Raw genomic sequence first — 23,056 nt, 5'->3', positions numbered from 1 at the left:
GGGACGTGCCCGTCCAGTCTACGGAGACATCCTGTACTGATTCACACGGCGCTTCACACGCCGCGGTGCGCGCTCTGGTGCGCCGAGCGCGCCTTGTAGGCGGCGGTGCGGGCCGCCTTGGCGGTCGCCTTGTCGGGATGGTGCGCGCCCAGGGCCTCCAGCACCTCGGCCACGCCCGGATGGTGGGTGCGCCACAGCTCGTCGACCATGACCTTCATCTCCGCCTCCGGCGGCGCGTCGATGAGCGCGGCCTCGACCGCCTCCTCCGGCTCGGCGGTCTCCAGCATCCCGGCGACGGTGTCGACGAACACCCACAGGTACTCCTCGCGGGCCAGCTCCCGCCCGGACGGGTCGCCGACGGCGTTCAGCCACAGCGCGGCGTACGGCGAGACCAGCGGGTGCTCCCGCGCCGCGCGCACCACGCCGGCGGCTTCGGGGCCGATGCGGTGCAGGACGGCGGCGGCCAGGTTGCGGGCGCCCGGGCCGCCGGTGCGCATGACGTCCAGCAGGTCGGCGGCGGCGTCCTTGGGGTCGTGCGCGGCCAGCCACCCGTCGATCTCCTCGTCGGCGGCCTCCGGCCGGTACCAGGTGAGCCCGGCGATGAGCTCGGACGCGCGCGCACCGGCCAGCTCGCCGATGACGGGGGCGGTGAAGCCGTCGGCCAGCAGCAGCTCGCGGACCGCCCACACGCCGAGCGGCGTCAGCGCGCGCCCGCCGCCGGACTCCTCGACGATCCCCCAGTCCGCGAGGGTCGCGAGCTCCAGGTGGAACGCGTCCCGGACGAGGGGCGCCATGGCCTCGGCGTCGGACAGGTCGTAGGCCTCCTCGACATGGCCGAGCAGCGCCCCGGCCAGGATCTGCGGGTCGGTGGGCTCCTCCTGCTCGTACAGGTGGATGAGGACGCCGGTCATCTCGTTCTGGACGAGCTCCAGCGCGTCGAGGCCGTCCGCGTAGTCGTGGCCGGGCACCACGACGGCCTCGAACAGCGGCAGCCACGCGGCGAGCAGCTCCTCGTCGTCGTCGGACCGGAGGCCCTCGCAGGCGGGCCCCGGCGAGGCGGCGCCGTCCTCGGCGGTGATGACGTTCGCCTCGACGGCGGCCCACCACAGCCGTTCCAGCTCGCCCTCGTCCTCCATCCGCCCGTGGCGGCGCGGGGCCTCCAGGCCGAGGGCGGCGCCGGCGGCGCCGATGTCCGCCTCGGTCAGCGTGTCGTGCTCGGTGAGGGCGCGCTCCCCCGTCCAGTCGGCCAGGGCCAGCATCGCCCGCGTCAGCCGCGACCCGCGCGCCGCCGCGGCCGCCTCCGCGCGGGGCACCGCGCGGACCGGCGGGACGACCAGCTCGCCGGCCCGCCGCAGGTACTCCTCGGTGCGGGCGTAGCGCTCCGCCTCGGGCAGCGCCTCGAACTCGCGCACCCACGCGTCGACGGCCTCCTGGTCGTCCAGGGACACCCCGTCGGCCTGCAGCAGCCCGCTGATCACCTCGGCGGCGGCCTGCCGCTCCTCGCCGTCGACCGCGGCGACGACCTCGGCGAACTCGGGCTCGGTCCGGTCGATCTCGGCGGCCAGCGCGGCGGCCTCCGGCGCGGTCACGGCGGCGGTGTCGCGCAGGTAGGCGACGATCGCGCGGAGGGCGTCCAGGACGGTGGGGACGTCGTCGCTCCCGGCGACCACGGTCTCCGGGAAGACCTCCAGCAGCAGCGCCCGGACCCCGTCCGGGGTCAGCTCCTCAGGCCCCGCGAGGCCCATCTCCTCCCGCGCGAGGCCGAGCAGGATCCCGGCGCCCTGCTCGTCCAGCGTCTCACCGCGTTCGTCCGCCCACCGGCGCAGGTCGCCGGCGGTGCTCTCCACCCAGTTGTCGGCCACCCGAGAACCCTATTGGTCAGATCAGCTCCAGGGGGTCGATCTGGACCCTAACCGTCTCGGCGGCCTTGCGCGCGCTGCGCACGCCCTGGGCCTCCTTCAGCGCGCGCGCCATGGCGTGCCCGGCGGCCCGCGGCACCCGGATCAGCGCGCGCTCCTTCTCCTGGGCGTCGGTCCCCGCCTGCGGGACGGGCACGGGCCCGAGGACCTCCGCCCCTTCCGGCAGCCGGGCTTCGGACAGGAGCTCCCGCACGGCGGCCGGGGAGCCGGTCAGCGACGCCATCCGCGCGGCGGGCGGGAACCCCGCCTCCCTCCGCTCGGCCAGCTCGCGCTCCGCGTAGGTGACCGGGTCCCACCGGACGAGCGCCTGGACGGGCGGGAGCGACCCTTCGGCGGCCACGATCACCGGCCCCTGCGGGCGGACGAGCGACGCCGCGTTCATCCAGCGCCGCAGCGCCTCCTCGCCGGCGCGCAGATCGGGGCGGCCCAGCAGGACCCAGCCGTCCAGCAGCAGGGCGGCCGCGTACCCCTCGTCCGCGGGCGGTTCGGCCCCCGGCGTGGCGACCACCAGGGCAGGGGCCGGGCCGATGCGTCCGAGGATCGCGTCCCGGCCGGACGTCCGCACCGGCACGCCGGGGAACGCCCGGCCCAGCTCCTCCGCCGTGCGCTTGGCCCCCACCACGACGGCCCGCACCTGGACGAAGCCGCACTCGGGGCAGTGCCAGTCGCCCGCGATGCGCCCGCACCAGCGGCAGTAGGGGGCGGCGTGGGACGACGCCAGCGACAGGGGCCCGCGGCACCCCCCGCACCGCGCCGGCGTGCGGCAGCGCCCGCATGCGATGCCCGGCACGTATCCGCGCCTCGGCACCTGGACCAGGACGGGCCCGCCCTCCAGCGCGCCGCGGGCCGCCTCGAACGCGACGTTCGGCAGGCGCGCCGTGCGGGCGGCGGGGTCGCGGGCGAGCTGCGCGTCCTCCCCCGCGTACCGGACGCGGGGCATCACCGCGCGGACCCGGTCCCGGCCGGCGGAGAGGGCGTGCGCCCAGCCGGTCTCCACCAGCTGCGTCGCGTCGGTGGTCCGGGTGAACCCGCCGATCAGCGCCCCCGCGTCCGCCCTGTGCGCGCGCAGCGCGAGGACGTCGCGGGGGTGCGGGTAGGGCGCGTGGGGCTCGGCGTGGACGTCGTCGCCGTCGTCCCACAGCACGACCAGCCCGAGATCGGCGACGGGCGCGAACATGGCGGCGCGCGTGCCGACGACCGCCCGCGCCCTGCCGCGCAGGACGGCGAGCCAGCGGCGGTAGCGCTCGGCGGGGCCGAGCTCCGCGGTCAGGGCGACGTGGAGGCCCTCCCCCAGCTCGGCCTTGAGCGCGGCGTCGACCCGCGCCACGTCGCGCCCGTCGGCGACCACCACGATGGCGCCGCGCCCGCCGCTCAGCGCGGCGGCGACGGCCCGCGCGATGGCGGCGGTCCAGCCGGGGCCGGGCAGCGCCGTCCAGACCGCGCGGGGCGCCCGCCCTCCGGCGAGGGCGCGCAGGAACGACGGGCCGGCCGGATAGTCCGCCCAGACGCCGGCGTCGACCGCGGCCGGCGGCTCCGGCGGCTCGGGGGGCTCGGGGGGACCGGTGGCGGGCTCGGCCTCCACCCGGGCGTGCCGGGGCGGGACGGCCAGCCGCAGCACGTCGGCGAACGAGCCCGCGTACCGGTCGGCCACCTCCCGGGCCAGCGCGGCGACCTCCGGCGTCAGGACCGGCTCGGACGAGGTGACCCGCTCCAGGTACAGCAGCTTCCCGTCGTGCCCGCTCTCGGCGGCCCGCTCCAGCAGGAACCCGTCGACGAGCTGCCCGGCGAACCGCACCCGCACCCGGCACCCCGGCACGGCCTCGGCGTCCAGCTCGGCGGGCACCAGGTAGTCGAAGGGCCGGTCGAGGTGCGGAAGGGACACGTCGACCGCGATCCGCGCCACGGGCAGCTCCGCGGCCGGGCTGCGCGCCCCCTTCTTCCGCGGCCTGGCCGCCTTCTTCCCCGCGCCCTTGCCCGCCCCCTTGCCCCCAGCCCGTCCGCCGGGTTCGCCGGCGGGCGGGCGCGGGAGGTCGGCCAGCCCCGGGATCAGGTCCGCTCCCCCGCCGTCCTTCGTCACGCTCACCGTCCTACCAGACCGACCCGACAGCCGGACCGGCCCGGCGGCCGGACGCGCACGCTAGGGTTGATCCGTTTGAAGGGCGCGCGCCCGCCGGCCCATTGCCCGAGGCCCCCCTCCGCGCCCACGCCGTCCGACGAGCCCGTGCAGGCGAAGTGACCACAGCGCATACTCGAGAGCGGGCGGACGCCCCGGTCCCGCACGGATCGCCGCGCCGTCCCGCCGGCCCCCCGTCCGCATGGGCCAGATGGAAGAAGCGGGCGCGCCACCCGGTGGTGGCGGCGACGGTCGCGGCCGCCGCCCTCCACCTGGTGTGGGGGCTGTTCCTGGCGGCCGAGGGCGGGGACCTCGCCGCCCAGGCCGCGTGGACCGACTTCGCCTGGGAGCACCCCGGCGCCGCGTACAGCTTCGCCTGGTACGGCGGGATGCATCCGGCGTCCTACAGCGTGATGTCGCCGTACCTGATGGCGCTGTTCGGCATACGCACGGTCGCGGTGGTGACCGGCACGCTCTCCGCCGCCCTGACCGCGCACCTGCTGAAGAGGTTCCGGGCGCCCGTGGCGCTGCCCGCCTCGCTGTGGGCGGCGTTCGCGCTGTCGTGCAACGCCGCCTCCGGCCGCGTCACCTTCGGCCTGGGCCTGACGTTCGCGCTCATGGCGACGATCGCGGCGTTCACGCCGCGCGGCACGCCCGCCCTGCGGGCCGCGGCGATGGCGGGGTGCAGCGTGCTCGCCTCGCTCGCCAGCCCCGTCGCCGGCCTGTTCCTGCTGGTGCTGGCCGCCGCGCTGTTCCTCACCGGCCGCCGCCGCGCGGGCGTCTGCGTCGCCGTGGGCCTGCCCCTGGTGGTGGGGACGACCAGCCTGCTGTTCCCCTTCAGCGGCGTCCAGCCGATCTCGCTCACCGCGATCGTGCTGCCCGCCGTGACCAGCGTCGCCGCGCTCCTGCTGTGCGCGCCGAAGAGCTGGACGTTCGTGCGCCTCGGCGCGGGCGTCTACCTGACCGGGATCATCCTGACCTGGCTGATCCCCTCCCCCGTCGGCAGCAACGTCGAGCGCCTGTCGCTGCTGTTCGGCGGCATGTTCCTGCTGTCGGCGGTGGCCCGCGCGCAGGGCACGTTCCGGATCGCCGTGCTGTCGCTGGCGTTCATCGTCACCGCGTCCTGGCAGGTCGTGAAGCCCGTCGACGACCTGATCCACACCGAGCCCGCGGCGGCCGCGGCCGGCCACGCCCGCGGCCTCGTCGCGGAGCTGGACGCGCTCGGCGCGGAGAAGGGCCGCATCGAGGTCGTGCCGCTGCGCTCCCACTGGGAGTCGTCCGGCCTCGCCCGCCACTTCGTCCTGGCGCGCGGCTGGAACCGGCAGGTCGACGCCGAACGCCACGAGCTGTTCTATGAGGACGGCGCGCTGACGCCCGGCTCATACCGCGACTGGCTGCACGAGTGGGCGGTGCAGTACGTCGTCCTGCCCGAGCAGGAGGTCGACTGGTCGGCGCAGGAGGAGGCCGCGCTCGTCGGGGGCGGCCAGCCCTACCTCACCGAGGTGTGGCGGGACGAGCACTGGCGCCTGTTCCGCGTCGCGCGCCCGACGCCGCTCGTCGACCGCCCCGCGTCCGTCCACGAGCTGAACGCCGGTGAACTCGTCGTCGACATGCCGTCCCCGGGATCCGTCCTGGTGCGGGTCTCCTGGTCGCCGTGGCTGAGCGCGACGGGCGGGGACGCCTGCCTGGCGCGCGCGGGCGACTTCGTCCGGCTGACGGCGCACGAGCCCGGCCGGTACACCATCGCCGCCCGGTACGGCCTGCACCGCGGCAACCACTGCCCAGCCTGAGCGGCCCCATGGGAAAGGCCCCGGGGGCGCCCCGGGGCCTTTCCGTGCCCGCGGGTCAGAGGCCGGCGGCGGAGGCCAGGTCCTTGGCGCGGTCCGTCGACTCCCAGGAGAAGTCGGGCTCGGACCGGCCGAAGTGGCCGTAGGCGGCGGTCTGCGAGTAGATCGGGCGGAGCAGGTCGAGGTCGCGGACGATCGCGGCCGGACGCAGGTCGAACACGTCGTCGATCGCCTTCTCGATCTTCTCGGGGGCGACCTTCTCGGTGCCGAACGTCTCCACGAACACGCCGACCGGGTGCGCCTTGCCGATCGCGTAGGCGACCTGGACCTCGGCGCGGTCGGCGAGCTGCGCGGCGACGAGGTTCTTGGCGACCCAGCGCATCGCGTAGGCGGCGGACCGGTCGACCTTGGACGGGTCCTTGCCGGAGAACGCGCCGCCGCCGTGCCGGGCCATGCCGCCGTAGGTGTCGACGATGATCTTGCGGCCGGTGAGGCCGGCGTCGCCCATCGGGCCGCCGATCTCGAAGCGGCCGGTCGGGTTGACCAGCAGCCGGTAGCCCTCGGTGTCGAGGTCGAACTGGGCGAGCACCGGGTCGACCACGTGCTCCTTCACGTCCGGCGCGAGCAGCTCCTTCAGGTCGATGTCGGGAGCGTGCTGGCTGGACACCACGACGGTGTCGAGGCGGACGCCGCGGTCGCCGTCGTACTCGATGGTGACCTGGGTCTTGCCGTCCGGGCGCAGGTAGGGGACGTCGCCGCTCTTGCGGACCGCCGACAGCCGCTGCGCGAGCCGGTGCGCCAGGGTGATCGGCAGCGGCATCAGCTCGGGCGTCTCGTTGGTGGCGTAGCCGAACATGAGGCCCTGGTCGCCGGCGCCCTGCCGGTCGAGGTCGTCGACGCCCTCGCCCTCGCGGGTCTCGTAGGCGTCGTCGACGCCCTGCGCGATGTCGGGCGACTGCGCGCCGATGGACACCGACACGCCGCAGGAGTGCCCGTCGAAGCCCTTCTTGGACGAGTCGTAGCCGATCTCCAGGATCTTCTCCCGGATCACGCCCGGGATGTCCACATAGGTCTCGGTGGTGACCTCACCGGCCACATGCACCTGACCGGTCGTGATCAACGTCTCGACGGCGACCCGGCTCTTCGGGTCGTCCTTGAGCATCGAGTCGAGGATCGCGTCGCTGATCTGGTCCGCGATCTTGTCCGGGTGTCCTTCGGTCACGGACTCGGAGGTGAACAGGCGGCGAGACACGTACGTGAACTCCTTGCAGCGGCTGCTGACTGACGTCGCAGGACGGATTCTTTGTCGAGTTCGGAGGGGGACGGCGCCCCCGCCGGGGTTCCCCACGGGTGTTAGGGCCAACGGGTGTCAGGATCGGAAGTCTAGCGGGATCGCCGCCGGTCCCGGCTACGCACGATCCGGGACGGGGGGTTTCAGGCGGGCGGCCACGAGGTCCCAGACGACCTCGGCGAGCGCCTCCTTGGCGCCGCGCGGGACCTCGGTCTGCGAGCCGTCCGCGCCGAGGATCACGGCCTCGTTGTCGGGCCGCCCGAAGGTCAGGTTCTCGCCGACCCGGTTGACGACGAGGAGGTCGCTGCCCTTGCGGGCGAGCTTCGCGCGGCCGTTGGCGAGGACGTCGTCGGTCTCGGCCGCGAAGCCGACGATGACCTGGCCGGGGCGCCGGGTGCGCCCGAGCTCGGCCAGGATGTCGGGGTTCTTCACGAGCCGGATCGGCTCCGGCTCGGCGCCCTCGGCCTTCTTGATCTTCGAGCCCCGGTAGCCGGCCGGGCGGAAGTCGGCGACGGCGGCGGCCATCACGACCGCGTCGGCGCCGGCGGCGGCCGCCGCCACGGCCTTGTGCATCTCCTCGGCCGACCCGACGGGGACGACCTCGGCGCCGGCGGGGTCGGGCAGCGCGACGTTGGCGGAGACGAGGGTCACCCGGGCGCCGCGGGCCACGGCGGTGCGGGCGAGGGCGTAGCCCTGCAGGCCGGACGAGCGGTTCCCGATGAACCGGACGGGGTCGATCGGCTCCCGGGTGCCGCCCGCGGAGACCACCACGTGCCGCCCGGCGAGGTCGCGGCCGCCGGCGCCGCGGGCCAGGACGTGCCGCGCCACCTCGAACAGCTCGGCGGGGTCGGGCAGCCGGCCGGGGCCGGTGTCCTTGCCGGTGAGCCGCCCGGAGGCGGGCTCCACCACGATCGCGCCCCGGGAGCGCAGCGTCGCCGCGTTGGCCTGGGTCGCCGGGTGCTCCCACATCTCGGTGTGCATCGCGGGCGCGAACACGACCGGGCAGCGGGCGGTGAGCAGGGTGTTGGTGAGCAGGTCGTCGGCCAGCCCCTGCGCGGCCCGGGCGAGCAGGTCGGCGGTGGCGGGCGCGACGAACACCAGGTCGGCGTTCTGGCCGAGCCGCACGTGCGGCACGTCGGCGACGCCGTCCCACACCCGCGTGGACACCGGGTTGCCCGACAGCGCCGCCCAGGTGGGCTCGCCGACGAAGCGGAGCGCGTCGGCGGTCGGCACGACGGTGACGTCGTGGCCCGACTCGGTGAGCCGCCGGAGCAGCTCGCACGCCTTGTACGCGGCGATGCCGGCGCTCACGCCGAGCACGACGCGCGGCTTACGGGAGGTCATGGTGACACTGTCCCATCAGGCGCCCGCACCGGCGGCACCGGGTCGCCCGGCCGCCCGGACGCGGGACGCTCAGCCCTCGATGGGCTCGGCGTTCAGGAGGCCCTCGCGCGTCTCGCGGAGCGCGATCGACAGGGGCTTCTCCTGCACCTGGGTCTCGACGAGCGGGCCGACGTACTCCAGCAGGCCCTCGCCCAGCTGGGCGTAGTAGGCGTTGATCTGCCGGGCGCGCTTGGCCGCGATGCTCACGAGGCCGTACTTGGTGTCGACGACCTCCAGGAGCTCGTCGATCGACGGGTTGGTGATGCCCTCATTGCTGGCTGCCACTCGGTGGCCTTCCGCTGGTAGGTCTCGCTACTGTTCGGCCATCAAGGCTAGCAGCTCGTCGCACACGTCCTGGACGGACGTGTTGACGAGGGTGACGTCGAACTCCTTCTCGGCGGCGAGTTCGACGCGGGCCGCCTCGAGCCGGCGCTCGATCACCTCGGGCGGCTCGGTGCCGCGGCCGGTGAGCCGGCGGACGAGCTCCTCCCAGCTGGGCGGGGCGAGGAACACCAGCCGCGCCTCCGGCATCGACGCGCGGACCTGCCGGGCGCCCTGGAGGTCGATCTCCAGGAGGACCGGCTCTCCGCGGGCGAGGCGCTCCTCGACGGGCCGGCGCGGGGTGCCGTAGCGGTTCCCCGCGAACTCGGCCCATTCGAGGAGCTCCCCTTCGGCGACGAGCCGGTCGAAACCGGCGTCGTCGACGAAGTAGTACTGCACACCATCGGTCTCACCCGGGCGGGGGGCCCGGGTTGTCACCGAGACCGACAGCCACACCTCGGGGTGTGATCGCCGGATCTCGGCGACGACCGTGCTCTTGCCGACGCCCGACGGCCCGGAGAGGACCGTCAGCCGCCGCGCGAGCGGGCCGGGCGCTGTGGAGCCTTCCGGCGCGTCGGAGGGTGCGCCGGAGCCGGGCGGGATGGTGCCGGGCCCGGGTCGCCCCGGGCCGGCCGCGGCGGCCTGACCGCCGCGCCCGCCCGTGAGTCGCGCGTCAGCGGTTCGCACTTCCGCCGAACTCACGCTCCAGGGAGGCGCGCTGGTTGGCGCCGAGGCCCCGCACACGGCGGGACTCGGCGATGCCCAGACGCTCCATGATCTGCTTCGCACGGACCTTGCCCACGCCGGGCAGGGACTCCAGGAGCGCCGACACCTTCATCTTGCCGATGACGTCGTCGGACTGACCTTCTTTGAGAACCTCGGCGAGCGAGGTTCCCCCGTGCTTCAGCTTGTTCTTAACCTCGGCCCGCTCCTTGCGGGCCTTGGCAGCCTTCTCCAGGGCTGCGGCGCGCTGTTCGGGGGTTAGGGGCGGAAGAGCCACGCCGGGTCACCTCAGGTTTCCACTCGACGGAGTCGGACGGGTTGGGAAACTAGCGAGTTCACCACCCATTAGGCAACGTGAAGTGCCGTTTAGCCCACCATAAATTCACGAAAATCACTCCCCGGAGTGTCCTGAATACAGAGTGTACCCAATCCGGGGGTGCCGGCGGCCCATCCCCTTGCCTTGCTGGGACTTTCGCATGATCGTGAAAATCCCCCCGATCCGACCCCAAATGCGGCGCTGGGTACCCTTATGTCACTGAGGTTCGCGCGCCCTCCGGGGCCGCCCCGCCGGCCCGCCGGCGGCCTCCGCGACCGTCCCCCGCCGCCCCCTGTGAGGTCTCCCACAACCGATCCCGACCGGGTGACACTCGTCACGCCGCGCCGTTCCGCACGTCGCGGCGGCACCGTTACTGTCATCCTCGACAACAACCGACCCGCCAAGATCGTCTCCCGCTCGGAGGGCCGCGCCACCCGCCACACAGCTCCCCGCCCGCCGCCAGGGCGCCGACATGGACGCGGAACGACCGGCGCTCCCGCCGGAGCCGTCCGGCCGGAATCGCCACTCCGCGTGAACGACTTCGTCGTTCGGCACGTACTCGCAATGCGAACACTCCGGCTCCGACATTCGCATGCGACTAAAACCACAATGCGCGATCCCGCACGCCCAACAACGCTCGAAACTTTCGCACCGAATGGAGTTATCTCCCATCGGGCGCCGCCGCGGAACCGCGCGCCGCGCGCGGCTGCCGCGCCGGTCAGGGGGTGTTGGCGCGGTCGGGGGCGGCGGCGGAGGTGCGGCGCAGGGCCGCGGCGATGGCCGCCGCGGCGGCGCCCGGATCGGGCGCGCCGGTGATGGGGCGGCCGATGACCAGCAGGTCGGCGCCGGCGGCGAGGGCGTCCTCGGGGGTGGCCACCCGCGCCTGGTCCTGGTTGGCGGCGCCGGCCGGGCGGACACCCGGCGTGATCAGCGTGATGCCGGGGCCGACCTCGGCGCGCACGGCGGCGGCCTCCTGCGGGGAGCAGACGAGGGCCTGCGCGCCCGCCTCGACCGACAGCAGCGCCAGCCGGCGGACGGCGTCCGGCGCCGGCCCGGCGAGACCGAGCGCGGTGAGGTCGGCCTCGCCGAGGGAGGTGAGGACGGTCACCGCCGCGATCCTGGTGGCGGGGGCGGCCTCCACGGCGGCGCGGATCATCGCCGGGCCGCCGGCGGCGTGCACGGTCAGGTAGGACGGCTTCAGGCGCGCCACGGCGCGGGCGGCGCCGCGGACGGTCGCCGGGATGTCGTGGAGCTTGAGGTCCAGGAAGACCTGGACGCGGCTGGCGCCGCGCACGCTGGCGACGGCGTCCGGCCCGTACCGCAGGTACAGCTCCAGGCCCACCTTGACGGTGGAGACGTGCGGCGTCACCAGGGTGGCCCAGCGCGCGGCCGTCTCCAGGTCGGGCGCGTCCAGCGCGACGGCGATGGGGGCGGCGGTCACAGCTTCTCCTTCTCGGGCTCTTGCGGGCGCACCTGGGGCGGGACGTACCCGGCGGGCTTGTGCGCGAGGCCGACGGCGTCGGCGAGGCGGCCGATGCGGCGGGCCGCGAGGGCCTCCTCCAGCTCGCGCAGGACGCGGGGGGCGGCCGCGGGGTCGTGGAACAGGGCGGTGCCGACGGCGACGGCGGACGCGCCGGCGAGGATGAACTCCAGCGCGTCGAGCCCGGTGGCGATGCCGCCGACGCCGATGATCGGGGTGCTGGGCAGCGCGGCGTGCACCTGGTAGACGCAGCGGACCGCGAGCGGCCGGATCGCGGGCCCGGACAGGCCGCCGGACACGCCGCTGAGCGCGGGCCGGAGCGTCCCCGGGTCGATCGCCATGGCCTCCACCGTGTTGATCAGGGTGAGGCCGTCGGCGCCCGCGTCGGCGCAGGCGAGCGCGATCGTGACGATGTCGGTCACGTCCGGGGCGAGCTTGGCGAAGACCGGGACGCCGGGCCGCGCGTGGGCGCGGACGGCGCGCACGACGGACGCGGCGGCGGCGGGGTGCCAGGCGAACACGCGGCCGCGGTCCTCGACGTTGGGGCAGGCGACGTTCACCTCGAGCGCGGCGATGCCGGGCACGCCCCGCAGCCGGCGGGCGACCTCGCCGTACTCCTCGACGCTGCCGCCGGCGATGGAGACGATCGTGCGGACGCCCTGCTCGATGAGCCAGGGCAGGTCGCGTTCCAGGAACGCCTCGACGCCGGGGCCCGGCAGGCCCATGGCGGTGAGGAGGCCGCTCGGGGTCTCGGTCACGCGGGGCGTGGGGCGTCCCGCGCGCGCCTGCGGCATCACCGACGTGGTGACGAACGCCCCCAGGCGGGCGGGGTCGAAGAACTGGGCGAGCTCGCGCCCCGTCCCGCCGCACCCGGAGGCCGTCATGACGGGGTTGGGCAGTTCCAGGGGCCCGAGCGTCGTCGTGACCCTGTCGCTCATTGGGAGCCCCCTTCGGAGACGCTCAGGACGCGCGGCGCGCCGAGCGCGTCGAACGGGATGGTGCCGAGGTCGCCCCAGCGGACGCGGTCGCCGCGCAGGACGGGCCCGTCCGCGCAGGCGCGCACCATGCGGGTGACGCCGTCGTCGCCGTGGACGGGGAGCATGCAGGTCATGCACACGCCGATGCCGCACGCGCCGGTCTCCCGCAGGAACTCCATGACCGACACCTGCGAGGGGAGGCCGAAGTCGCCGGCGATCTGGGTGACCGACCGCAGCAGGGCCGTGGGGCCGCAGCCGTAGACGACGTCGGCGCCGGTCTCCTCGATGACGCGGGGCAGGACGTCGCGGACGGCGCCCCGCTCCCCCATCGAGCCGTCCTCGGTGGCGACGGTCGCGCTGTCGCCGATGCGCTGCGCCATCCGGGACCCGAACACCTGCCGGGCGGACGGCCCGCCGAGCACGAAGTGGACCTGGCAGCCGCGCCGCAGCAGCGTGTCGGCGAGCGCGAACACCGCGGCGCCGCCCGGGCCGCCGCCGACGAGCAGGCAGGTGACCGGGTCGCGGGGCAGCCGGAACGGGCGGCCGAGCGGCCCGACGAGGTCGATCTGGTCGCGGGAGCGGCGGCCGGCGAGCCACGCCGTGCCGGGCTCGGTGTCGGCGAACACCAGCTCGACCGTGCCGCCGTAGTCGGACTTGACCTCGTGCACGCCGAAGCAGCGGCGGACCAGGCGGGACGTGTGCTCGCCGCCGACGGCGAGCGCCACGAACTGGCCCGGCCGGAACCGCTCGGCGACGGCCGGGGCCACCAGCGTCATCGCGTGGTAGTCCTGCACCTGGCGGACCGTCAGCACCGTCGCCGACGTCTGCACCGGCGTGTCGGACACCCGTCTCCCTCTCCTCGTCGTGCGCCGGGCGGGCCGGACGCGCCGCCCGGTCCGCCCGGCCCGTCCTCACCCGGCCGGGCCGGCGCCGGCACCGGCGGAGCCGGTGCGCCCGTGCGCGCCGCTGAGCCGCTCGGCGTGCTCCTGGAGGGAGCGGACGCCGACCTGGCCGCTCGCGACGGCCTCGATGCCCTGCACGGCCGCCGCGAGCCCCTGCACGGTCGTCACGCACGGTACGCCCCGCAGCACCGCCGCGGTGCGGATCTCGTAACCGTCGAGCCGCGGCCCGGACTGGCCGGGGCTGCCGAAGGGCGTGTTGACGATGAGGTCGACCTCGCCGTCCAGGACGCGCCGCACGATCGTGGGCTCGCCGGACGGGCCCGGACCCTCGCTGTGCTTGCGCACGATCTTGGCACGCACGCCGTTGCGGTGCAGGACCTCCGCGGTCCCTTCCGTGGCAAGAATCTCAAAGCCCAGGTCAGCGAGCCGCTTCACGGGGAACACCATGTGCCGTTTGTCGCGGTTCGCGACGGACACGAAGACGCTCCCCTTCGTCGGCAGGGAACCGCCGTAGGCGGCCTGCTGCGACTTGGCGAACGCGGTGCCGAACACCTCGTCGATGCCCATGACCTCGCCGGTGGAGCGCATCTCGGGGCCGAGGACGATGTCGACGCCCTGCCCGAGCTCGTTGCGGAACCGGTCGAAGGGCAGTACGGCCTCCTTCACCGCGATGGGCGCGTCCAGCGGCAGCGCGCCGCCGTCGCCCGCCTCCGGCAGCATGCCCTCGGCGCGCAGCTCGGCGATGGTGGCGCCCATCATGACGCGCGCCGCCGCCTTGGCGAGCGGCACGGCGGTCGCCTTGGACACGAACGGCACGGTGCGGGACGCGCGAGGGTTGGCCTCCAGGACGTACAGGACGCCCGCGGCCAGCGCGTACTGGACGTTCATGAGCCCGCGCACGCCGACGCCGCGCGCGAGCGCCTCCGTCGACTCCCGGATGCGGCGGATGTCGTCGTGCCCCAGCGTGATCGGCGGCAGCGCGCACGCCGAGTCGCCGGAGTGGATGCCGGCCTCCTCGATGTGCTCCATGACGCCGCCGAGGTAGAGTTCCTCGCCGTCGAACAGGGCGTCGACGTCGATCTCGATGGCCTCGTCCAGGAAGCGGTCGACCAGCACGGGGTGCTCGGGGCTCGCCTCCGTGGCGCGGGCCATGTACGACTCCAGCGTGGCGTCGTCGTACACGATCTCCATGCCGCGCCCGCCGAGCACGTACGAGGGCCGGACCAGGACCGGGTAGCCGATCTCGGCGGCGATCTCCAGCGCCTCCTCGTAGGAGGTGGCGGTGCCGTGCTTGGGGGCGAGCAGGCCCGCCTTGTGCAGGACGTGCCCGAACGCGCCGCGCTCTTCGGCGAGGTGGATGCTCTCCGGGGAGGTGCCCACGATCGGCACCCCGGCGTCCTTCAGCTTCTGCGCCAGCCCCAGGGGCGTCTGGCCGCCGAGCTGGACGATGACTCCGGCGACCTCGCCGGACTGCTGCTCGGCGTAGACGACCTCCAGGACGTCCTCCAGGGTGAGGGGCTCGAAGTAGAGCCGGTCGGAGGTGTCGTAGTCGGTGGAGACGGTCTCGGGGTTGCAGTTGACCATCACGGTCTCGTAGCCGGCCTCGGCCAGCGTGAAGGACGCGTGGACGCAGGAGTAGTCGAACTCGACGCCCTGGCCGATGCGGTTGGGGCCGCTGCCCAGGATGATGACCTTGGGCTTGGTCCCCGGCGGGACCTCGGTCTCCTCGTCGTAGGCCGAGTACAGGTACGGCGTCCGCGCCTCGAACTCGGCGGCGCAGGTGTCGACGGTCAGGTAGACGGGGCGGATCCCGAGCGCGTGCCGCACCTCCCTGACCACCTCCTCGGAGAGGTTGCGCAGCTCGCCGATCTGCGCGTCGGAGAACCCGTGCCGCTTGGCGCGCAGCAGCTTGTCCCTGGTGAGCGCGTCGTCGGCGGTGCGGATCTCCTCGGCGATCTCGTTGACGGCGGCGATCTGGTCGAGGAACCAGGGGTCGATGCCGGTCGCCTCGTACAGGTCCTGGACGCCCGCCCCGGCCCAGAGCGCGCGCTGGACGTCCCTGAGCCGCCCGTCGTGCGGGCGCCTGGCCGACTCGACCAGCGCCTGGGCGTCGGCGTCGCCGGCCCAGCTGAAGGACGAGTCCTTCTTCTCCAGGGACCGCAGCGCCTTCTGCAGGGCCTCGGTGAAGCAGCGCCCGATGGCCATGGCCTCGCCCACGGACTTCATGTGCGTGGTCAGGGTGCCGTCGGCCCCGGGGAACTTCTCGAACGCGAACCGGGGCACCTTCACCACGACGTAGTCGAGCGTGGGCTCGAACGAGGCGGGCGTCTCGCGGGTGATGTCGTTCGGGATCTCGTCGAGGGTGTACCCGATGGCCAGCTTCGCCGCGATCTTGGCGATGGGGAAGCCGGTGGCCTTGGACGCAAGCGCCGACGACCGCGACACCCGCGGGTTCATCTCGATGACGATCATCCGGCCGGTGGCGGGGTGCACGGCGAACTGGATGTTGCAGCCCCCGGTGTCGACGCCGACCTCGCGGATCACCGCGATCGCGACGTCCCGCATGTTCTGGTACTCGCGGTCGGTGAGCGTCATCGCGGGCGCGACCGTGATCGAGTCGCCGGTGTGCACGCCCATCGGATCGAGGTTCTCGATGGAGCACACGATGACGGTGTTGTCGGCGCGGTCGCGCATGACCTCCAGCTCGTACTCCTTCCAGCCGAGGATCGACTCCTCCAGGAGCACCTCGCTGGTCGGGGACGCGTCGAGCCCGGCACCGGCGATGCGGCGCAGGTCGTCCTCGCCGTGGGCGAAGCCGGAGCCGCGCCCGCCCATCGTGAAGGACGGCCGGACGACGAGCGGGTAGCCCAGCTCCGCGGCCGCCGCGAGGCACTCGTCCATCGTGCGGCAGATGGCCGACCGGGCGGACTCGGCGTTCAGGCCGTGCTCCCGCGCGACCTTGGCGACGACCTCCTTGAACCGCTCGCGGTTCTCGCCGGCCTGGATGGCGTCCACGTCGGCGCCGATCAGCTCCACGCCGTACTTCTCCAGGACGCCGCCCTCGTGCAGCGCGATGGCGGTGTTCAGCGCGGTCTGGCCGCCGAGGGTGGGCAGCAGCGCGTCCGGCCGCTCCCTGGCGATGATCTTCTCGACGACCTCGGGGGTGATCGGCTCGACATAGGTGGCGTCGGCGAACTCGGGGTCGGTCATGATCGTGGCCGGGTTGCTGTTGACCAGCGTGACCCGCAGGCCCTCGGCCTTCAGCACCCGGCACGCCTGGGTGCCGGAGTAGTCGAACTCGCACGCCTGGCCGATGACGATCGGCCCGGAGCCGATGACCAGGACGGACTTGAGGTCTTCCCTGCGGGGCATCAGTCCGCCGCCTCCATCAGCTCGCAGAAACGGTCGAAGAGCCCGGACGCGTCGTGCGGGCCCGCGGCGGCCTCCGGGTGGTACTGGACGCTGAACGCCGGCCGCTCCAGGAGCCGGAGCCCCTCGACGCAGCCGTCGTTGAGGTTGACGTGGCTGACCTCGCCGGGCCCGTACGGGGTGTCGAACGGGCCGTCGGCGGGGGCGTCCACGGCGAACCCGTGGTTGTGGGCCGAGACGTCGACCTTGCCGGTCGTGCGGTCCTGTACGGGCTGGTTGATGCCCCGGTGGCCGAACCTCAGCTTGTACGTGCCGAGGCCCAGCGCGCGGCCGAAGATCTGGTTGCCGAAGCAGATGCCGAAGAACGGCGCGCCGGCGTCGAGGACGCCCTTCAGCGCCTCGACGGCGTAGCCGGCGGCGGCCGGGTCGCCGGGCCCGTTGGAGAAGAACACGCCGTCGGGGCCGAGCGCGAGGATGTCCTCGGCGGTGCTGGTCGCGGGCAGGACGTGCACTTCGCAGCCCCGCTCCGCCATCCGGTACGGCGTCATCGCCTTGATGCCGAGGTCGACGGCGGCGACCGTGTAGCGCTTCTCCCCCTTGGCGGGGACGACGTAGGGCTCGGGGGTGGAGACGTCCCGCGCGAGGTCGGCGCCCTCCATCGAGGGGCTCTGCCGCACGCGCTCCACGAGGGCGCCTTCACCGTGCGCCAGGGCGTCCGCCCCGCTGAAGATGGCGGCGCGCATCGCGCCCCTGTCGCGCAGGTGCCGCGTCAGCGCGCGGGTGCCGGGGATGGCGATTCCCACGACCCCCTGCTCGCGCAGCGCGGACCCCAGCGAGCCGGTGGCGCGCCAGTTGGACGCCACACGGGCGGGCTCGCGCACCACGTAGCCGGCCACCTGGATGCGGCGCGACTCGGGGTCCTCGCCGTTCATGCCGGTGTTGCCGATGTGCGGCGCGGTCATCGCGACGATCTGGCGGGCGTAGGAGGGATCGGTGAGCGTCTCCTGGTAGCCGGTCATCCCGGTGTTGAAGACCATCTCGCCGAAGGTCTCCCCCACGGCGCCGTACGCGGTCCCGCGGAACACCCTGCCGTCTTCGAGGACGAGCAGCGCAGGGGTCATTGGAGCTTCCCTTCGAGGACGGTCGGCCGGCCGCGCAGGAACGCCGCGACGACCCGCCCGGGCAGCTCCAGCCCCGCGAACGGGGTGTTGCGGCTCTTGGAGGTCAGCGCGGACGGGTCCACGGCGCGGCGCGGCGACGGGTCGTACAGCGTGATGTTGGCGGGCGAACCTGCCTCCAGCGGACGACCCTGTCCGGAAAGGCGGCCGATGCGGGCGGGGCGGGCGGACATGCGGTCGGCGACCCCGGCCCAGTCGAGCAGGCCGGTCTCGACCATGGCCTCCTGGACGACCGGCAGCGCGGTCTCCAGCCCGACCATGCCCATCGCGGCCACGGCCCACTCGGTCTCCTTGGCCTCGACCGGGTGGGGGGCGTGGTCGGTGGCGACGCAGTCGATGGTGCCGTCGGCGAGGGCGTGCCGCAGCGCGGTGACGTCGTCGGCGGTGCGCAGCGGCGGGTTGACCTTGAAGATCGGGTCGTAGGTGCCGGCCTTGGCGTCGGTCAGCAGCAGGTGGTGCGGGGTGACCTCGGCGGTCACCGGGCAGCCCTTGCTCTTCGCCCAGCGGATGATCTCCACCGAGCCGGCCGTGGACACGTGGCAGACGTGCAGCCGCGACCCGACGTGCTGGGCGAGCAGCACGTCCCGCGCGATCACCGCCTCCTCGGCGACGGCGGGCCAGCCGCGCAGGCCGAGCGCGGCCGACATCTCGCCCTCGTTCATCTGCGCGCCCTCGGTGAGGCGCGGCTCCTGGGCGTGCTGGGCGACGACGCCGTCGAACGCCTTCACGTACTCCAGCGCGCGGCGCATGATGACCGCGTCGGACACGCAGTGCCCGTCGTCGGAGAAGACGCGCACCCGCGCGGCGGAGTCGGCCATCGCGCCGAGCTCGGCGAGCTGCTCGCCGGCGATGCCGCGGGTGACGGCCCCGACCGGCTGGACGTCGCAGTACCCGGCCTCGCGGCCGAGGCGCCACACCTGCTCGACGACGCCCGCCGTGTCGGCGACGGGATCGGTGTTGGCCATCGCGTGGACGGCGGTGTACCCGCCCATCGCGGCGGCCTTCGTCCCGGATTCGACGGTCTCGGCGTCCTCGCGGCCGGGCTCGCGCAGATGGGTGTGGAGGTCGACCAGCCCGGGGAGGGCGACGAGGCCGTCGGCGTCGACGGCCTGCGCGCCGGCCTCGTCCAGCCCGCGCCCGATCTCGGCGATCGCGCCCTCGCGGACCAGGATGTCGGCGGCCTCGCCGCCGAGGATCCGGGCGCCCCTGATGATGTACGCGGTCACTGGGAGACCTCCTGGCCGATGGCGGGCTCGGAGCCGCCGAGCAGCAGGTACAGGACCGCCATGCGTGCGCTGACGCCGTTGGCGACCTGCTCGACGATCGTGGAGCGGACCGAGTCGGCGACCTCGGCGGCGATCTCCACGCCGCGGTTCATCGGCCCGGGGTGCATGACGATGGCGTGCTCGGGGAGCTGCGCCATGCGGTCGGCGTCCAGCCCGTAGCGGCGGCTGTACTCGCGCACCGTCGGGAAGTAGGCGGCGTTCATGCGCTCCTGCTGGACGCGCAGCATCATGATGACGTCGCTCTTGGGGATGACGCCGTCGAGGTCGTACGACACCGAGCACGGCCAGGTGTCGATGGCGACGGGCAGCAGCGTCGGGGGCGCGACCACGGTGACGTCCGCACCGAGCGTGTTCAGCAGCAGGACGTTGGATCGTGCCACGCGGCTGTGCAGGACGTCGCCCACGATCGTGACGCGGCGGCCGTCCAGCCCGCCGAGGCGCTTGCGCATGGTGAGCGCGTCAAGGAGCGCCTGGGTGGGGTGCTCGTGCGTGCCGTCGCCGGCGTTGACCACGCTGCCGCGCACCCAGCCGGCGAGCCGGTGCGGCGCGCCCGAGGCGCTGTGCCGGATGACGACGCCGTCGGCGCCCATCGCCTCCAGCGTGAGGGCCGTGTCCTTCAGGCTCTCGCCCTTGGACACGCTCGACCCCTTGGCGGAGAAGTTGATGACGTCCGCGGACAGCCGCTTGGCCGCCGCCTCGAACGAGATCCGGGTGCGGGTGGAGTCCTCGAAGAACAGGTTGACGACCGTCCGGCCGCGCAGCGTCGGCAGCTTCTTGATGGAGCGGTCGGCGATCTGCGCCAGCTCCTCGGCGGTGTCGAGGACGAGCAGCGCGTCGTCGCGGGACAGGTCGGCGGCGGAGATCAGATGGCGGTTCACCGGGCACCCCCCGTCGTGCCGGGCGCGGGTCCGAGCAGGACCGCGTCGCGCCCGTCGTTCTCCTCGAGCAGGACCTTCACGGTCTCGCGCATCGAGGTGGGCAGGTTCTTGCCCACGTAGTCGGCGCGGATGGGCAGCTCCCGGTGCCCGCGGTCGACCAGCACGGCCAGCTGGACGGCGCGGGGCCGGCCGAGGTCGTTCAGCGAGTCGAGCGCGGCGCGCACGGTACGGCCCGAGAACAGCACGTCGTCGACCAGCACGACGACCTTGTCGTCGACGCCGCCGGGCGGCAGCTCGGTGCGGCCGAGGGCGCGGGCGGGCCGCATCCGCAGGTCGTCGCGGTACATGGTCACGTCGAGCGAGCCCCATGGCACCGGGCGGCCCTCGACCTCGCGCAGCGCCCCCGCCAGCCGCTCGGCCAGCGTCACGCCGCGGGTCTGGATGCCGAGCAGCAGGACGTCGTGGCCGCCCTTGGTGCGCTCGAGGATCTCGTGTGCGATGCGGGTCAGCGCGCGCCTGATGTCGGGACCCTCCAGAACGGCCTTGGGCCGGGGATCACCGTCCGCCACGCGCTGCTCCTGTCCGGAGGCAGCATTCACCGCCGAAACCTCCTTCCCCGCCTCACGGGACGGGCCTTAAAGGACGTTGTGTCGCCCCCACGTTAGCAGCCGGCCCGGACCGGCCCACCCCCGGACCGGTCCACGTCTTCGCAGGTGAGAGGCGTCACATTCGATCACCGGCCGGCGGGCGTGACCGACCCGGCACGCCGCGTCGGCACGGGGAGGCGGCGATCCGGACGGCCCGGATCGAGACCTGCGGATTCGACCGCTTTTTTCCAATCAGCTTGACCTGGGGCCGTACCCGTTTTACCGTCACTGTCCGTAACCATCCCTGGAGACAGACTCTTGAGGCCCCCTGGCTTCGTGAATCTGTCTCCCCCCGGTGACAACGACCGGGGTCCCGACGACGCTGAAAGTGAGCCTGGGGGGCCGAGAATGCCGTCTGAATACGCTAAGGCTCTCGGCGCGCGCCTGCGCGCCATCCGCACCCAGCAGGGCCTGTCCCTGCACGGGGTGGAGGAGAAGTCACGCGGCCGCTGGAAGGCCGTCGTCGTGGGTTCGTACGAGCGGGGCGACCGCGCCGTCACCGTTCAGAAGCTGGCCGAGCTCGCCGATTTCTACGGCGTGCCGGTTTCCGAGTTGCTGCCCGGCGGAGCCGCGCCGAGCCCGCTCGGGCCAACACCCAAGCTCGTGATCGATCTAGAGCGGTTGCAGCAGCTTCCGAAAGACAAGGCCGGTCCTCTCGCCCGCTACGCCGCGACGATCCAGAGCCAGCGGGGCGACTACAACGGAAAGGTCCTGTCCATCCGCCAGGAAGACCTGCGTTCACTCGCGGTCATCTACGACAAGTCCCCGACCGAGCTGACCGAAGAGCTGATCGGCTGGGGCGTCCTCGACCCGGAGGCGCGCCGCGCCGTCGAGTCCTTCTGATCCGCCCGCACCACCGAGACGGGGCCCGGCGTCGCCGGGCCCCGTTCCGCGTCGCGGGGCGTTCCGGGTTGCGGGGGCGTTCCGGGTTGCGGGGGTGTTCCGGGTTGCGGGGGTGTTCCGGGTTGCGGGGGTGTTCCGGGCAGCGAGTGTTCCGGGCAGCGGCGCCGTCCAGCGCCGAGGCCGCTCGTCAGAGCGCCTCCACGGCGCGCCGCCCGTCCACGTCGCGCACGCGTGCGCCGGCGAGGCGGCGGCGCGGGGCCAGCAGGGCCAGGGGGAGGACGGCGGCCATGGCGGCGGCGCTCAGCGCGAAGCCGGCGGTGTAGCCGCCCTCGCCGGGGACCGCCACGATGACGACCGCGCTGATCTGCGTCCCGAGGGACGCGCCGACCGTGCGGACGAGGGTGTTGACGCCGGTCGCCACCCCGGTCGCGCCCGCGGGCACGGCGGCGACGACGAGGTTCGCCACGGCCGCGTAGGCGAAGCCCAGGCCGATGCCCCTGGCCAGGCCGCCGACGTAGAGCTGCCACATGGCGGCGTGCTGGAAGACCACGAACGCGTAGCCGAGGCCGGTCGTCAGCGCGCCGCCGAGCAGCACCAGGCGGGAGCCGATCCGCCGGTCGAGCAGGCCCGCCGCCATGCCCGCCGCGGTCATGCCGATGCTCGCGGGGAGCTGGAGGAGGGCCGCCTGGGTCGCGGTCCCGCCGAAGCCGTAGCCGGTGTCCCGCGGAAGCTGCACGAGCAGCGGGAACAGCAGGCCGCCCGCCATGAGCGCGTAGCCGGACAGCAGGGACGCGGCGTTCGCCGTCCAGACGCCGCGCATGCGCATCACCCGCAGGTCGACCAGGGGCTCGGCGACGCGGCCCTCGACCCGCGCCCAAGCGCAGGCGGTCACGGCCGACAGCGCGAGCAGGCCGAGGACGCCCGGGGACGTCCAGCCCCAGTCCATGCCCTCGGTCAGCGCGGTGAGCGCGGCCACCAGCCAGGCGGCGAAGAGCGCGGCGCCCCACCAGTCGACCCCGACCGCCTTCTTCGGGGCCGGCCGCGGCACGATCCACCAGGCGAGGACCGCGCCGGGCACCAGCCCGATCACCGGCACCCAGAGCAGCCACCGCCAGCCGAGGAAGTCGATGATCGGCCCCGCCAGGCACCAGGAGACGGCCCCGCCGAGCCCGAGCATGGACGACATGAGGCCGACCGCGGACGCCGTCCGGGCGGGCGGCACGACGTCCCGGATGATCGTGTACGCGAGCGGGAAGACGCCGCCGCCGGCGCCGCTGAGCACCCGCCCCACCAGCATGACCGGGACGCTCGGGGCCAGCGCCGCGACGACCATGCCCGCGGCCGCGGTCACGAGCACGGCGAGCAGCACGCGGCGCGGCCCGTACAGGTCGCCCAGCCGCCCGACCACCGGCGTGGCGACCGCCGCGGACAGCGTCATCGCGGTGAGCGCCCACGCCGCGCCCGCCGGCGTGGTGTCCAGGCCGTCCTGGATCTGCGGCAGGGCGGGCGTCACCACGGCCATGGACAGCGAGTAGGCCATCACGCCGAGGAACGCCAGCAGCGGGACCAGCCCGCGCCCGCCCCGCGCCGCCACCGCACCTCCCGTACTTCGCAGCCCTAACATTCTCATATCGGGACAGAAC

Annotated in this window: 18 protein-coding genes; 2 read left to right on the top strand and 16 right to left on the bottom strand. The window is 74.1% G+C overall.

Translation table 11 applies throughout. The features are described from left to right. Positions 1–53: 53 nt before the first annotated feature. Positions 54–1,862: a hypothetical protein gene (locus tag ABTW95_RS23500; protein ID WP_500227400.1), complete on the bottom strand. Its 1,809-nt coding sequence runs from the start codon at positions 1,860–1,862 to the stop codon at positions 54–56. A gap of 16 nt (positions 1,863–1,878) precedes the next feature. After that, positions 1,879–3,996: a primosomal protein N' gene (locus ABTW95_RS23495; RefSeq protein ID WP_500227422.1), complete on the bottom strand. Its 2,118-nt coding sequence runs from the start codon at positions 3,994–3,996 to the stop codon at positions 1,879–1,881. Positions 3,997–4,151: 155 nt separating this feature from the next. On the opposite strand from ABTW95_RS23495, the gene ABTW95_RS23490 reads away from it, so the two are divergent. Then, positions 4,152–5,822: a DUF8823 domain-containing protein gene (locus ABTW95_RS23490; protein WP_500227399.1), complete on the top strand. Its 1,671-nt coding sequence runs from the start codon at positions 4,152–4,154 to the stop codon at positions 5,820–5,822. Positions 5,823–5,877: 55 nt separating this feature from the next. Here ABTW95_RS23490 and metK read toward each other — a convergent pair whose 3' ends face one another. From metK to pyrR, 13 genes are all read right to left on the bottom strand, one after another. Continuing rightward, positions 5,878–7,071 carry a methionine adenosyltransferase gene (gene metK / locus ABTW95_RS23485; RefSeq protein WP_396448033.1) on the bottom strand — a complete coding sequence of 398 codons (1,194 nt, stop codon included), beginning with the start codon at positions 7,069–7,071 and terminating at the stop codon, positions 5,878–5,880. A 156-nt stretch (positions 7,072–7,227) separates the two neighbouring features. Next, on the bottom strand, positions 7,228–8,454 hold the full coding sequence (coaBC, locus tag ABTW95_RS23480; protein WP_396453797.1) for a bifunctional phosphopantothenoylcysteine decarboxylase/phosphopantothenate--cysteine ligase CoaBC: 1,227 nt from the start codon (positions 8,452–8,454) through the stop codon (positions 7,228–7,230). A 69-nt stretch (positions 8,455–8,523) separates the two neighbouring features. After that, positions 8,524–8,778 carry a DNA-directed RNA polymerase subunit omega gene (rpoZ, locus tag ABTW95_RS23475; protein WP_021597645.1) on the bottom strand — a complete coding sequence of 85 codons (255 nt, stop codon included), beginning with the start codon at positions 8,776–8,778 and terminating at the stop codon, positions 8,524–8,526. 27 nt (positions 8,779–8,805) lie between these two features. Beyond that, entirely contained in the window at positions 8,806–9,417 is a 612-nt protein-coding gene (gene gmk, locus ABTW95_RS23470) for a guanylate kinase (RefSeq protein ID WP_396453828.1), read from the bottom strand. Between the two features lie 70 nt (positions 9,418–9,487). After that, positions 9,488–9,814, bottom strand: coding sequence for an integration host factor, actinobacterial type (mihF, locus tag ABTW95_RS23465; RefSeq protein WP_021597647.1), 327 nt, complete (start codon positions 9,812–9,814; stop codon positions 9,488–9,490). Between the two features lie 757 nt (positions 9,815–10,571). Beyond that, positions 10,572–11,294, bottom strand: coding sequence for an orotidine-5'-phosphate decarboxylase (gene pyrF, locus ABTW95_RS23460; RefSeq protein WP_396448030.1), 723 nt, complete (start codon positions 11,292–11,294; stop codon positions 10,572–10,574). Beyond that, positions 11,291–12,271 (bottom strand): dihydroorotate dehydrogenase, encoded by a 981-nt coding sequence (locus tag ABTW95_RS23455; RefSeq protein ID WP_396448029.1) that lies wholly within the window; start codon positions 12,269–12,271, stop codon positions 11,291–11,293. The genes pyrF and ABTW95_RS23455 overlap by 4 nt, the downstream gene beginning before the upstream one ends. After that, on the bottom strand, positions 12,268–13,155 hold the full coding sequence (locus tag ABTW95_RS23450) for an iron-sulfur cluster-binding protein (protein WP_396448028.1): 888 nt from the start codon (positions 13,153–13,155) through the stop codon (positions 12,268–12,270). The genes ABTW95_RS23455 and ABTW95_RS23450 overlap by 4 nt, the downstream gene beginning before the upstream one ends. 66 nt (positions 13,156–13,221) lie before the next feature. Then, entirely contained in the window at positions 13,222–16,584 is a 3,363-nt protein-coding gene (gene carB, locus ABTW95_RS23445; protein WP_500227398.1) for a carbamoyl-phosphate synthase large subunit, read from the bottom strand. After that, positions 16,584–17,702 (bottom strand): glutamine-hydrolyzing carbamoyl-phosphate synthase small subunit, encoded by a 1,119-nt coding sequence (gene carA, locus ABTW95_RS23440; protein WP_500227397.1) that lies wholly within the window; start codon positions 17,700–17,702, stop codon positions 16,584–16,586. Before carA ends, carB begins: the two co-directional genes overlap by 1 nt. Continuing rightward, positions 17,699–18,985 carry a dihydroorotase gene (locus ABTW95_RS23435; RefSeq protein WP_500227396.1) on the bottom strand — a complete coding sequence of 429 codons (1,287 nt, stop codon included), beginning with the start codon at positions 18,983–18,985 and terminating at the stop codon, positions 17,699–17,701. Before ABTW95_RS23435 ends, carA begins: the two co-directional genes overlap by 4 nt. Further along, entirely contained in the window at positions 18,982–19,923 is a 942-nt protein-coding gene (locus ABTW95_RS23430) for an aspartate carbamoyltransferase catalytic subunit (protein ID WP_396448024.1), read from the bottom strand. Before ABTW95_RS23430 ends, ABTW95_RS23435 begins: the two co-directional genes overlap by 4 nt. After that, a complete protein-coding gene (gene pyrR, locus ABTW95_RS23425; protein WP_396448023.1) occupies positions 19,920–20,492 on the bottom strand; it encodes a bifunctional pyr operon transcriptional regulator/uracil phosphoribosyltransferase PyrR in 573 nt (190 codons plus the stop codon). The genes ABTW95_RS23430 and pyrR overlap by 4 nt, the downstream gene beginning before the upstream one ends. A gap of 426 nt (positions 20,493–20,918) precedes the next feature. Between pyrR and bldD the strand changes: the two genes are divergently transcribed. After that, entirely contained in the window at positions 20,919–21,413 is a 495-nt protein-coding gene (gene bldD / locus ABTW95_RS23420; RefSeq protein WP_021597992.1) for a transcriptional regulator BldD, read from the top strand. Between the two features lie 187 nt (positions 21,414–21,600). Here bldD and ABTW95_RS23415 read toward each other — a convergent pair whose 3' ends face one another. Beyond that, positions 21,601–23,007, bottom strand: a complete 1,407-nt coding sequence (locus ABTW95_RS23415) for an MFS transporter (RefSeq protein WP_500227395.1) — start codon at positions 23,005–23,007, stop codon at positions 21,601–21,603. Between the last annotated feature and the right edge of the window lie 49 nt (positions 23,008–23,056).

The organism is Spirillospora sp. NPDC127506, from assembly GCF_040302145.1.
Lineage (GTDB): Bacteria > Actinomycetota > Actinomycetes > Streptosporangiales > Streptosporangiaceae > Spirillospora.
The sequence above is the reverse complement of the archived record's forward strand: the minus strand, read 5'-3'. Positions and strand labels throughout refer to the sequence as shown.